The 12,612-nt window shown below is 69.5% G+C and carries 11 protein-coding genes; 8 read left to right on the top strand and 3 right to left on the bottom strand.

The window, feature by feature from the left end; genetic code table 11:
- Positions 1–40 precede the first annotated feature (40 nt).
- From ACYVLJ_RS01105 to ACYVLJ_RS01085, 5 genes are read left to right on the top strand one after another with little or no spacing between them, the layout of a single operon-like run.
- Positions 41–1,594, top strand: a complete 1,554-nt coding sequence (locus ACYVLJ_RS01105; protein WP_460437992.1) for an FtsK/SpoIIIE domain-containing protein — start codon at positions 41–43, stop codon at positions 1,592–1,594.
- Positions 1,591–1,977, top strand: a complete 387-nt coding sequence (locus ACYVLJ_RS01100) for a hypothetical protein (RefSeq protein ID WP_460437453.1) — start codon at positions 1,591–1,593, stop codon at positions 1,975–1,977. The genes ACYVLJ_RS01105 and ACYVLJ_RS01100 overlap by 4 nt, the downstream gene beginning before the upstream one ends.
- Positions 1,977–3,572: a replication initiator gene (locus ACYVLJ_RS01095; protein WP_460437452.1), complete on the top strand. Its 1,596-nt coding sequence runs from the start codon at positions 1,977–1,979 to the stop codon at positions 3,570–3,572. Before ACYVLJ_RS01100 ends, ACYVLJ_RS01095 begins: the two co-directional genes overlap by 1 nt.
- Before the next feature lie 14 nt (positions 3,573–3,586).
- On the top strand, positions 3,587–3,775 hold the full coding sequence (locus tag ACYVLJ_RS01090; protein WP_176175096.1) for a helix-turn-helix transcriptional regulator: 189 nt from the start codon (positions 3,587–3,589) through the stop codon (positions 3,773–3,775).
- The gene (locus tag ACYVLJ_RS01085; RefSeq protein ID WP_460437451.1) at positions 3,775–5,025 is read left to right on the top strand and encodes a tyrosine-type recombinase/integrase; all 1,251 of its coding nucleotides are present in this window, start codon (positions 3,775–3,777) and stop codon (positions 5,023–5,025) included. Before ACYVLJ_RS01090 ends, ACYVLJ_RS01085 begins: the two co-directional genes overlap by 1 nt.
- Before the next feature lie 92 nt (positions 5,026–5,117).
- Here ACYVLJ_RS01085 and ACYVLJ_RS01080 read toward each other — a convergent pair whose 3' ends face one another.
- The 3 genes from ACYVLJ_RS01080 to ACYVLJ_RS01070 all read right to left on the bottom strand — a co-directional run bounded on the left by ACYVLJ_RS01080 (position 5,118) and on the right by ACYVLJ_RS01070 (position 8,944).
- Complete coding sequence (locus ACYVLJ_RS01080) at positions 5,118–6,323, bottom strand: acyl-CoA dehydrogenase family protein (protein ID WP_460437450.1); 1,206 nt, start codon at positions 6,321–6,323, stop codon at positions 5,118–5,120.
- A gap of 20 nt (positions 6,324–6,343) precedes the next feature.
- Positions 6,344–7,639 carry an acyl-CoA dehydrogenase family protein gene (locus ACYVLJ_RS01075; protein ID WP_451969796.1) on the bottom strand — a complete coding sequence of 432 codons (1,296 nt, stop codon included), beginning with the start codon at positions 7,637–7,639 and terminating at the stop codon, positions 6,344–6,346.
- A gap of 99 nt (positions 7,640–7,738) precedes the next feature.
- Positions 7,739–8,944 carry a low temperature requirement protein A gene (locus ACYVLJ_RS01070; protein ID WP_460437449.1) on the bottom strand — a complete coding sequence of 402 codons (1,206 nt, stop codon included), beginning with the start codon at positions 8,942–8,944 and terminating at the stop codon, positions 7,739–7,741.
- A gap of 103 nt (positions 8,945–9,047) precedes the next feature.
- On the opposite strand from ACYVLJ_RS01070, the gene ACYVLJ_RS01065 reads away from it, so the two are divergent.
- From ACYVLJ_RS01065 to ACYVLJ_RS01055, 3 genes are all read left to right on the top strand, one after another.
- The gene (locus ACYVLJ_RS01065) at positions 9,048–9,962 is read left to right on the top strand and encodes an effector-associated domain 2-containing protein (RefSeq protein WP_451967905.1); all 915 of its coding nucleotides are present in this window, start codon (positions 9,048–9,050) and stop codon (positions 9,960–9,962) included.
- A 174-nt stretch (positions 9,963–10,136) separates the two neighbouring features.
- Positions 10,137–11,579: a VMAP-C domain-containing protein gene (locus tag ACYVLJ_RS01060; protein WP_460437448.1), complete on the top strand. Its 1,443-nt coding sequence runs from the start codon at positions 10,137–10,139 to the stop codon at positions 11,577–11,579.
- Entirely contained in the window at positions 11,557–12,612 is a 1,056-nt protein-coding gene (locus ACYVLJ_RS01055) for an AAA family ATPase (protein WP_451967901.1), read from the top strand. Before ACYVLJ_RS01060 ends, ACYVLJ_RS01055 begins: the two co-directional genes overlap by 23 nt.

Genomic DNA, 12,612 nt, shown 5'->3' with positions numbered 1-12,612 from the left:
TGCTGCCACTGGACCTCCGGGTGAAGCGGGGTGCTCGGTGATGTCGGCAAGCTTGGCGGTGGTCGCCCTGGCGGCCTTGGGACTCGGCGTCTGGGTGCTGCACAAGATCGGCCGGGCACTCGCTTCAGTGCTGGAAGCCTTGGCTGCGGCGGCCGTGGTGTTCGTGGCGCTGTGGTGGCTGTGCAAGGCGGTCGTGTGGATGCTCGCGCAGGTCGTGATCCGGTGGCGAACCAGCCTCGCTGTGGTCGCGGTGTACGCCTGGTGCGAGCTGTTCGGCTGGCTCTCCCTGGCGCTCATCCTGGGCAGCGTGGCGGCGGTTCTGCTGTCATGGTGGGTGATCGACGCTGTCTCGTTTGACCAGTGGTGCTGGCGGTTCCTGCGCTCGTGGTGGTTCCGGTGGGCCGTCTACGGCCGGAAGCTCCCGGACTGGCTGCACGCCTGCGGTCTGTCCGCACGGGACGAGGCAATGCCGGTGGTGGTGAACGTGAACCTCGTCGGCCGTCGACGCGCTCTGTCCCGCTCGACGTCGAATCGGACGAACGCGCGGCTGCCGAAGGTGCTCGGTGTCCGTTCCGGTGCCTCGTGGGATGAGGTGCGGGTTGAGCTGGTGGCCGGGCAGAAGCCGGAGGACTTCGACGAGGCCGCCCGGGCGCTGGCCGTTGCGCGGAAGGTCGCTCGCTGCCAGGTCCGAGAGCTGGCCCCGAACATCGTGTCCATCGACTTCCAGCGGCGCGACTTGCTCAGCGGAGGGGTGGCCGGCCCGCAGGTTCCGGACGGCGTCGACTCGACCGGGGTGGACCTGCGGAATGTCTGGGCCGGTCGGACCGAGTACGGGCGTGACTGGCGCGTCCCGCTGCTGGGCTCCGGTGCGCATTGCCTGACCGCCGGTGCCTCGGGCGCGGGCAAGAACAGCGTCATGTGGTGCCCGCTTGTCGCGGCGGCCTCGGCGATCCGGGCCGGGGTGGTGCGCATGTCTGGCATCGACCCCAAGGGCATGGAACTGGCCTACGGGCGTGGGATCTTCTCCCGCTACGCCGTGGGCGGCAAGGACGCGGTTGAACTGCTTGACGGCTTGGTGGAGGAGATGGAATCGCGCAAGCGCGCGTTCGCCGGGCGGCTGCGGACGATCCCGGTGTCGGCGGAGTATCCGTTGGAGCTGCTGGAGTTCGACGAGATCGGCGCGTTGACGAAGTACACCGACCGCAAGACGCGTGAGGCCATTGTGGAGCGAGTCGCGCTGTTGACGACGCAGGGTCGGGCGCTGGGGATCTCGGTCCGTGGCTACGTCCAGGAACCGACGAAGGACACTGTGCCGGTTCGGGAGCTGTTCACCCGGCGAGTGTGCCTGCGCGTGACCTCCAAGACGCACGTCGGGATGGTCCTCGGTGAGGGGGCGTACGAGCGCGGGGCCTGGGCGAACCGGATCGGTGACTCGGAGGCCGGCGTGGGCTACGTCTGGGGCGAGGGCATCCGCGAACCGCTGCGCATCCGGGCCGGGTGGGTCTCTGACAGCACGGTGAAGGCGCTGGAGGCGTATGTGACCAACGGGGGTGTCGCGGATTTGCGGCACGGCGGTGAGGGGGTGGCCGCGTGAACCGGCTGATGATCTTTCTCGACGCGATCCGCGATCACCTGGACTCCCACCAGCTGCCGCCGGTCGCCACGGTCGACGTCAACGCCTGGTCGAGCCCGATCAAGGTCCAGCTCGATGCCGATGGCCTGTCCGAGGTCGCCCGGGCGCTGGTGGTGTGGGCGCACACGCTCGAGGACGTCTCAGCCCAGTTGTGGCGGCTGCGGGACGGGACGTGGGTCCACCTGTCGATCACCGGCCGGACACCCTGCGGCATCCCCGTCCGCGTCTTCGGCGTGGCTCCGTTCGAGCCGAGCACGTTCCCCGACCTCCCGGCCGGGGCAAAGCAGGACATGCCCGTCTACCTGCTTCGCGGCTGGTCCTCGCCCGGGGAGGTGGCGGCCTGATGACCGAGACACGCGCTCAGCGGATGCGGACCCCGCTCGCGGCTGACGTGATCCGGGCGACAGCGGAGAAGCACGGCGTCTGCGTCCGGCCCTTCACGATGGAAGTCGGTGACACCACGACCGGCGAACTCCGCTACGTCCCGGTGCCCTGCGGCTCCACCGTCGAGTCGGTGTGCTTGCCGTGCGCTCGGAAGGCAAAAGCGCTTCGGCAGGCCCAGTGCCGCGAGGGCTGGCACATGACCGAAGAACCCAACCTGACCGCCGAGCCGCCCTCGGACGATCACAAGGAGCTGCTGACCTACCGGGCGGACCTGGTCGCGGCCTATCGGGAGGTAGTCGAGCACGACCAGGCGGAGGCCGAGGAACTGCGGGAGGAGGTCGCCGGGGTCGACGCGGAACTTCGGCAACTCGGGATGCGGGGTCGCCTGCCCGCCCTCGACCTGCCAGCCAAGCGGGCCGTGAAGCGCTCGACCAAGCGGCGGCAGGACGCGCCGAACCTGCCCCGGCGCAAAGTCGCGAAGACCACCGTAGGGCGGGAGTACGCGGGGAAGTTCCGGCCGTCGATGTTCGTCACGCTGACCTGCGACACCTACGGCCCGGTCCGTGGCGACGGCTCGCCGGTCGACCCGAGTCGATATGACTACCGGCGGGCTGCTCGGGACGCGGTGCACTTCTCCGCGCTGGTGGACCGGTGGTGGCAGAACCTGCGCCGGGTCGTCGGCTGGGACGCGCAGTACTTCGCCACCGTCGAGCCCCAACGTCGGGCCGCTCCGCACCTGCACGCGGCCATCCGGGGCTCGGTGCCGCACGACGTGATCCGCCAGGTCACCGAAGCCACCTACCACCAGGTCTGGTGGCCGACGCACGACGAGATCGTCTACACCGACCGCCGCCCGGTCTGGGACGGTCCCGAACGCGGGTTCGTCGACCCGGAGACGCGTCAGCCGCTGACCCGGTGGGACGACGCGGTGGAGGCCATGGAGCGTCCGGCGCACGTCGTGCGGTTCGGGCGTCAGGTGCACTCGAAAGGCATCCTCGGCGGCACCGAAGAGGTCGGCCGCCACATCGGCTACCTGACCAAGTACCTCACCAAGTCCACGGGTGAAGTGGTCGAGGCCGACAGCGCGGCTCAAGCCGATCACCACGACCGGCTACACGCCGAGCTGTCGGTCACGCCGTGCTCGCCGCGCTGCGCGGTCTGGCTGCTCTACGGCATCCAGCCCAAGAGCGTCACGGGCAAGACAACCCCGGGGCACTGCAAGGGCCGCGCTCACCGCCGGACCACGCTCGGGCTGCCCGGCCGCCGCGTACTGGTCTCGCGGAAGTGGTCGGGCAAGACGCTCGTGGACCACAAGGCCGACCGGCGGGCCTTTGTGCTCCAGGCGCTCGCGGCGGTCGGGATCGAGAAGCCGGAGGCCGACCGGTCTCAGCAGGTGTGGCGCAAGGTCGAGCCCGGAGATCCGCAGGTCCCGCCCAGGCCGCACCTGGTGATGCGGGCGATCGCGGAACGGATCACGTGGAAGGCCGAGTACGACCGGGCGCTACTGGCAGCGGAGAGACCTCCAGAAACTTCGGCAACTGGACTCGCGGCCTGATCAAAGGGGGAGCAATGAACAACATCAGCAACATCGATCGGCTCTGGACCGTCGAGGACGTCTCCGACTACCTCGGGGTCCCGGTGAAGACGCTCTACCAGTGGAAGTGGCGCGGCGAGGGCCCGCCGGTCAAGAAGATCGGCCGGCACCTGCGCTATGACCCGGCCAAGCTGCGTGCCTGGGTCGACGCGGAGGCGGCCTGATGGGTCACATTCAAGATCGCTGGTATCGCCCCGCGCGGGATGCGGTGACCGGAAAGGTCATCCTCAACGCGCGGGGCAAGCCCGTCATGGAACGGTCCGAGCTGTACGGCGTCGGGCTGCGGTACAAGGTGCGGTACCTCGACCCGGACGGTGAGGAACGCTCGAAGTCGTTCGCGGACAAGCAAAAGAAGCGCGCTGAGGACTTCCTCATCGGCGTCGAATCCGACAAGCGCGAAGACAAGTACATCGATCCGCGGGCCTCGATGACGACGTTCCGTCAGCAGGCGGAGAGCTGGTTGAAGAGCCAGTCCCCGGACCCCGGCACGCGGTCGACCATCCTCAGTCGGCTCGAAAGCCAGATCTACCCGGTCTTCGAAACCAAGAAGGTCGGGCAGATCAAGCCGTCAACGATTCGTGACTGGGTCGGCTCGATGGAAGAGCGGAAGCTCTCGGACAACTACCAGGCGGTCTTGTTCAACACCGTCTCCGGCGTGATGGATTCGGCCGTGGACGACCGCCGGATTCGCGAGAACCCGTGTCACGCGAAGACCGTGCGGCGACCGGTCGCGAGTAGCCCGCCGATCGTCGTATGGCCGGAGGAACGTGTCCAGGCTGTGCGATCGGGGCTCGCGGAGCGGTTCAAGATCGCGGTCCCGCTCGGTGCCGGTTTCGGTCTGCGGCAGGGTGAGATTCTGGGCTTCTCACCGGACGACGTCGACCGGACGGCGATGACTGTGCGGATTCGTCGACAGATCAAGACGGTTCGGGGCGTGATGATGTTCGCGCTTCCCAAGCGGGGAAAGGAAAGGACCATCCCACTGTCGGCCGCCATGCTGGCCGAGATCGATGACCACGAGGACCGGTTCCCGTCCGTGGCCGTCACGCTTCCCTGGCAGAGCGCTGACGGTGAGCCGGTGACGGCACGGCTGCTGATGACTGGTGAAGATGGCCGGCTGTACTCAGGGGACCTGTTCACGAAGGTTGTATGGCACGGAGCGTTCCGGGCTGCCGGGGTCAAGTACCGAGGTCGCGGGGACGGGATGCACGCACTCCGTCACTTCTACGCGTCGACACTCCTGGCCCGTGCGGTCTCGATCGCGGAACTGGCCGAATACCTTGGGCACACGGACCCGGGCTTCACGCTCCGGACGTACACGCACCTCGTCCCGTCGAGCCACCAGCGGGCGCGGGAGGCGGTCGACGCGGTGTTCGGACGGCCTGCCCTGGATGACGGCCTGGAGGCGGCCTGATCATGAAACGCCGTCCCCGCCGACGCGAGAGCCGCCCGGTCGCAGTGCCCCGAGAAGGGCTAGCGATCGGGCGGCTTTCCGTTACGTCACAACTACTTCAGCTCGGCCGACGTCTTCCCGAGGATCCGGCGAGCCACGATCAGCTGCTGAATCTGCTGCGTCCCCTCGAAAATGTCCAGGATCTTCGCGTCCCGGGCCCACTTCTCGAGGAGTGATTCCTCGCCGTAAGCCCCGGTCAGTTCGACGCACTTGAGTGCGATCTCCACCACCGAACGCCCCGCTTTGGCCTTGGCCATCGACGCCTGCAGGGAGTTCGGCTTGCGGTTGTCCGCCATCCAGGCCGACTCCAGCGTCAGGAGGTATGCCGACTCGTAGTCCGCCTCCAGGCGCAGGAACTCCGCCGCTGCCGCGTGCTGGGAGTTCGCCGGGCGGTCGTAGTCGATCTTGACGCCCGCGGCGGTCAGGATGTTCCGGGTCTCCTCCAGCGCCGCCCGTGCGACGCCGATCGCCATCGCCGCCACCAGCGGGCGCGTGTTGTCGAACGTCTGCATGACGCCCGCGAAGCCCTTTTTCGTGTCGATCTCCGGTGAGCCCAGCAAGTTCTCGCGGGGCACTCGGCAGTTCTCGAAGCGCAGCACCGCCGTGTCCGACGCGCGGATGCCGAGCTTGTGCTCGACGCGCACCACCTCGAAGCCCGGCGTGCCCTTCTCCACCACGAACGACTTGATCGCCGCGCGGCCCTTGGACTTGTCCAGCGTCGCCCAGACGACCACCGCGTCCGCGCGCTCGCCCGACGTCACGAAGATCTTCTCGCCGTTCAGCACGTACTCGTCGCCGTCGAGGCGGGCCGTCGTCGTCACCGCCGCCGAGTCCGAGCCGAAGCTCGGCTCGGTGATCGCCATCGCCGCCCACATGCCGGAGAACTTCTCGAGCTGCTCGTCCGTCGCCACCGAGCTGATCGCCGCGTTGCCGAGGCCCTGGCGCGGCATCGACAGCAGCAGCCCGACGTCGCCCCAGCACATCTCGATCGTGCCGAGCACGACGTTCAGGTTGGCGCCGTTGCGGTTGCCCTTCTCCTCCTTCTCGGAGGCGGACCGCCGGACGCCCGCCGCGCCCGCGCCGCCCTCGCCCGACGAGTTCAGGCCGTCCAGCAGGGCCGCGAACATGTCCAGCTCGGCCGGGTACGTGTGCTCCGCGCGGTCGTACTTGCGCGAGATCGGCCGGAACACCTCGGCCGCGGCCTGGTACGCCTGGTTGATCAGCGCGCCGGCCTTCTTGGGGGTTTCCAGGTTAATCATCGTTAACGCCTTTCCGAAGCCTAAAGAAGGACGGCGCCTTCCATCACGCCGATGGCACGCAGGTCGCGGTACCAGCGCTCGACCGGGTGCTCCTTGACGAAGCCGTGCCCGCCCAGCAGCTGCACACCCGCGTTGCCGATCTGCATGCCCTTGTCGACGGCGAGCTTCCGGGCCAGCGCGACCTCTCGCGCGTAAGGCTTGCCCTGCTCGGCCCGCGCCGCCGCGCGCAGCGTCACCAGCCGCAGGCCCTCCAGCTCGATCGCGATGTCGGCTACGGAGAACGCCACCGCCTGCCGGTGGCTGATCGGCTCGCCGAACGCGACGCGCTCGTTCACGTAGGGCACGACGTAGTCGAGGACGGCCTTCGCGGTGCCGGCGGCCAGCGCCGCCCAGCCCAGCCGCGAAAGCCGGACGAGGTCGGTGAAGACGTCGAGCTTGCCGCCGCCGAGCAGCGCGCCCGCGGGCAGCGACACCTTCTCCAGGTGCAGCTTGCCGGTCGCGGCGCCGCGCAGGCCCATCGCCGGCTCGGCCTCGATGGTCACGCCGGCGTTCGAAGACTCGACGAGGAACAGCGCCGGGCCGCGGCCTTCGAGATCGGCCGACACGATGAACAGCTCGGCCTGCGCCGCGCGCGGGACCAGCGACTTGACGCCGTCGAGCTGGTAACCCTTGGGCGTGCGGCGCGCCTTCGTCGCCGGCTTGAACGGGTCGTAGAGCGCTTTCTGCTCCTGCAGCGCCAGGGCCGCGGCGGGCACGTTCTCGCCGACGAACGCGGGCAGGTAGTCGGCCTGCTGCTGCTCGTCGCCCCAGCTCACCAGCGCGGTGCTGACGGCGGACGGCGCGAGCACGGCCACGGCCAGGCCGAGGTCACCGTGCGCAAGCGCTTCCGCGACGAGCGCGTTGGTCACGACCGAGCGTTCGGTGCCGACCCCGCCGAGCTCCTCGGGGATGCCGACCAGGCTGATGCCCAGCTCGGCGGCCCTGGTCAGCAGTCCCTCGGGTGCCTCGAGCTTGGCGTCGGCGTCCGCGGCGGCCGGGCGCAGCTGCTCGGCGGCGAACTCGGTCACCGTCTCGACGATGAGCTGCTGGTCTTCACTCGGCGTGAGATCGAACAACCCGGTGTCACCGGCCGGCGCGAGACGGGCGGGCTTGCCCAGCTTCTGCACCGACTTGAACGACCGCGTCGCCGCGCCGGCGACGCGGAACCCGTTGCGCGTTCCCGCCGTGACCAGGCCTTCGAGGGGCTTGCGCAGCCCCGCCCGGTCGACGGCCTTGCTCCCGGCCAGCCGGGTCAGCGCGGAAAGGCCCCAGCCCATCGCGTCCCGTTTCCTTGGCGCAGCCATGTGGCCCTCCATCCGTTACCTACTCGCCAGTAGGTTAACGCGGGAGGCCGCTCGGCGCCAGTGTGGGCTCACTTACGAGTGAGCGGTGTGCACTTTTCTGCGCCACTCGGCGAACCGGAATCGTTCGAAAGTGATGAGCCCGAGCACCAGCCCGGCGACGATGAGGAGCAGCGCGGCGGCGGGCACGTGCTCCAGCAGCGGCGTCGCCGCGACCAGCAGCACCGCGAGCACGACGCGCTGGTGGTTCCAGCTGCCGAGGTTGCGCTTGCGCAGGGAGCTGAGCGCGACGAGGTAGAGCGCGAGCCCGCCGGTCAGCGTCCAGATCGGCACGCCGTGCAGTGCTTCGCCGGGCGTGTGGTGCTCGGTGTCGGCGATGTAGAGGAACGCCTTCTTCAGCCCGAGGGCGACGAGCACGATCCCGGCGATCAGCGGCAGGTGCAGGAAGGTGTAGGAGTCCGTGGCGAGCTTCGTGCGTTCGATCCCGGTGGCCCGGGTCAGCCGGTGCTCGGAGACGCGCGCGACGACGTCGAAGTAGGTCCACCACATCCCGGCGGCCAGCGCCAGCCCGCACACCGCCGCGCCCGCGACGAGCCACGACATCGGCAGCGCCCCGATCCCGATGCCGATCGCGACGATCGACTCCCCGAGCGCGATGATCACGATCAGCCCGAACCGCTCCGCGAAGTGCGCGGGCGAGTTCAGCCGCCAGCCCTCGGGCCCGGTGAGGTAGACGTTGAGGTAGTCGGCGAGCAGCGCCACGACCCACAGCCCCAGCTGCCACGGCCCGCTCAGGAACGCGGCCACGCCCAGCAGCGCGACGCTCGGCAGCAGCCCCACGAACATCCGCAGCAGCACGTGCCGCAACCCCGGGTCGTGGCGCGCGGCGCCGAGGTAGGCGACCAGGTGCAGCAACCGCACGAGCGCGTAGCAGACGACGAACAACGCGGGCGCGAACAGCCCGCCGGGGTGGTCGACGAAGGCCTCGGGAATGGTCAGCGACACCAGGAACATCACGGCCATCGCGCCGAACATCGCCAGCCGCGCGACCCCGTGGTCGACGTGGATGGTGTTCCCGAGCCAGGCGTAGCTGCACCAGCACCACCACAGGACGGCGAGCATGGCCAGCCCCTGCCCGACGCCCGTGGGGCTCAGGTGGTCGGCCATCAGCTGGGTCGTCTGGGTGATGGCGTAGACGAAGACCAGGTCGAAGAAGAGCTCGATGGTGGAGACGCGGTGGTCCTCGTCCGCGCTCACCAGGTGCAGGCGTCTCGTGGGCACGCCGAATTATGGACGAAAGCAGGTCAAGGAGGTCCCGTTTCGCGGTAACGCCCTGCGCGAACATGGCCGGACGTGCATACGTCTGGGACAATGGACGGCGGACGTGGGGAGGTGGGTCGTGCATTCCTATGCGGCCGCGCACCACAAGACGATCATGGCCGTCGACATCGCCGGCTACAACGACCCCAGGCGCACGACGGCCCACCGGCTCGTCGTCCACGAGGGGTTCTGGAAGCTCATGCGCTCGGCCTTCGCGGACGTCGGGGTGCCCTGGGACGTCCTCTTCATGGAGAACACCGGCGACGGCGCGATGATCCAGCTGCCCCCGGAGGTGGCGAAGGCCGACCTGGTGGCGGAGCTGCCCGACCGGATGCTCGCGGAGCTGCGCCGGTACAACGCGGTGCACGCGGAGGAGGCGAACGTCCGCCTGCGGGTGGCCCTCCACGCCGGCGAGGTCTACCAGGGCAGCCACGGCACCATCAGCGACGCGACGAGTTTCGCGTTCCGCCTCCTGGAAGAGCCCGCGGTGAAGAAAGCGCTGAAGGAATCGGGTGCCGCGCTGGCGCTGATCGTTTCCGACACGTTCTTCCGCGACGTCGTGCGCGCGGATCCGGCGGCCGACGCCGATTCCTACCGCCGAATCCCCGTCGAGGTCAAGGAAACGAAGACGGAAGCGTGGCTGCGCCTGCTCGGCGCGGTGGCGAACGGCTTCCCGGTGCGCGTGACCCGGCCGTCGACCCCCGCCGATCTGATGGTTCTGGTGGACGCGCTGCTCGCGGTTCCGTGCGTCCGCAAGGCCGACAGCCGCCGGTTGCTGCTGGACCTGTTCCCCCGCCGGGAAATCGCCGACGTGGTGCCCTACCACGCCGAAGACCGCCTGCACGTGATCGCGCTGGCGCGCACTTGCCTGCGTTTCACGAACGGTCTCGACGACCTCTTGGACGCGATCAAGACGATCGAGCCGGAATCGCCCCAGGTCACCGCGCTCGCGGAGATCATCGCGAACTGGCCCGCCTGATTCTTTGTCCAGCTTTTGCCCCTTTTCCGCCGGGTCCGGATAGGTAAACTCACGTTTCCCGGGCTCGCACGACGGGGAGGTGTTCGGCAGGTGTCGGCCGGCGAAAGGGTCTACGGACCGCGGCAGGAATACCGGGCTTCGCCGGGGACCAGGGTCGCGGTCCGGGAAGCGATCGTGAACGTCCTCGCGGCCGCCGGGCTCGCCGTCGATCCGGCCGGGCGGGCGTTGCTGCTCGACCTGATCCACGACAACCTGGGTTTTCCCCTGACCGTTCCGGAACAGGCCACCGGGCGGGACCACCTGATCGAAGTCGTCAACGCGTGTGCGAAAGCGGACGGCGGGATGAGCGCGCTCGCCGGTGCGGTCCGCATGATGCGCCCGGGCTCCCCGGAATCCGACGCGATCCGCCGGCTCGTGCACCAGCCGCGCATGCACGACCTGTTGCCGGAGCCGGAATCGGCGTGGCTGCGCTCGGTGCTGTCGGGCGTCGTGCCCCCGCACCTGACGGCGCTGGTCCGGCGCGCGGCCGGGCAAGCCGGCCCGGTGCCCGAGGTGCGGGACGCGTGGGAAGCCTTCTACGTCCTCTCTGACTTCAACACCCCGGCGAGCGGGTTGCCGCCGTCGCTGACGTTCGTCGAACTGCTCGCGGCGAAATGCGCTCCCGCGCTCGGCGAGCGGCTGCGCGACTGGAACACGGCCCAGGCGCGGCGGTTGCAGGCCGAACCACGGCTGCACGAACTGCGCGCGGAACGCGAACGGGCGGTGCCGGAAGGCGCGCGGCTGCACCTGATGATCGTCGTGCAACCCGACGGGATCGACCCGGACCGGCACCTGGTTTCCCATTGGCGGCAGGAGGATCCGGCGGAATGGCCACCCACGCGCGGCGGTCTCGTCGCCGTCGAGGTCGAGCAGCTGGAACACCACGTCGACGCGCTCGTCGTGGACGCCGAACGGGCGTGGGCGGAGTACCGCGGCGAAGTCGCGCTTGAGTTCGTGTTGCCACGTTCATTGCTGAACCTGCCCGTGCACCTGTGGTGCAAGGAGCACGAAAGCGGCGACCCGCGGCCGTTGTTCCTCGATTACCCGATCGTCGTCCGGTCACTGGAACGGATGCGGTCCCGCCAATGGCACCGCGCCTGGCGGATACGGTGGGAAGCGATGATGGCCGATCCCTCGGCTGAACGGGTGTATTTCTGCGACAGTGAAGATACCGGGAAAAGGCACCAGCTCGACGCGATCCTGAGCGACGAGAAATGGGTGGTCATGATACTCGACTGTGCTCCGCCGCCCCGTCCGCGGCCGGGCTCGGACGCACTCGCGGCGGGATTGCGGTCCGGTCTCCCAGCATTGCTCTGGCACCCCGACGCTTCGCCGGACCTCCTGCGGGAGGTGGTCTCGTGGCTCGTCGAAAAAGGCGGGCTCGACGACCTGCCGGCGCGCGTCCAGGCGTCCCGCCGGGAGGCGTTCCGCGAGGTCGCCATTCCGGTGCACCTGACCCTGGCGCGCAACCTGGTGATCCTCTGGGACGACCCGGCCCGCCTGGTCTTCCTCGACGGCCCGCCGTTCCCCGCCGGTGCGCGGAAGGGAGGCCCGGATGAGCGAGACCGCGCATCCTGACGGCCCGCCGGTCTGGTCGGTCTACCAGGGCTCGGGACGGCCGCTCGACGGCATCGACCTGATGGACGTGCTGCCGGAGCCGCCGCCGTGGCGGCGGTTCTCCGGTGTGCCGCCGCCCGGCGCCGGCCCGGCACCCGAGGACGAGCGGGAGACGGATCGCCGGCTCGGCGCCGAACACATCCGCACGACTCGCCACGTCGACCCGCTCGAGGTCATGATGGTCAACTCGGCGCTGTACCTGCGACGTCCGCTGCTCGTCACCGGGCGGCCGGGCAGCGGGAAGTCCAGCCTCGCCTACCGGATCGCGCGGGAGCTGCGGCTCGGCCGGGTGCTGCGCTGGCCGATCGGGTCCCGGACGACGGTCAAGGCGGGCTTGTACGGCTACGACGCCATCGGCCGCGCCCAGGCCGCGGGTGCCCGTCTGGCCGCCGACGAGCCCGGCGCGGGCGAGCCGCCGATCGGCGAGTTCGTCCGGCTCGGCCCGCTGGGCACGGCCTTCCTGCCCCGGCGGCTGCCGCGGGTGCTGCTCATCGACGAGCTGGACAAGTCCGAGGCGGACCTGCCGAACGACCTTCTCAGCGTGTTCGAAGACGGCGAGTTCGACATCCCCGAACTGGTCCGGGTGCGCAACCGCATGCGCTCGGTCGAGGTGTTCACCGCGGACCCGGAGGGCACGGCCGAGATCGACGGCGGTCGCGTGCTCTGCTGCGCGTTCCCGGTCATCGTGATCACCAGCAACGGTGAACGGGACTTCCCGCCGGCCTTCCTGCGCCGGTGCCTCCGCCTCGAGACCAAGGAGCCGAACGCCGAGCAGCTCGCCGCGATCGTCGCCAGCCACGCCCTCGACGGCCCGGAAAGTCCCGGGCTCATCGCCGAGTTCCTCGCCCGCAGTGCCGCCGCGGGTGGTCTTCCGGCGGACAAGCTGCTCGACGCCATCTTCCTGGCCACTTCGGGGGCGTACCGGCCGGACGACGAGTCGTGGTCGGATCTCGTCGACGCGTTGTGGCGGCAGCTGAACCCCTTGGCGCGCTGA

This window comes from Amycolatopsis stemonae, assembly GCF_054781455.1.
Note: the sequence above shows the minus strand (reverse complement) of the source record. Positions and strands in the feature narration are given on the sequence as shown.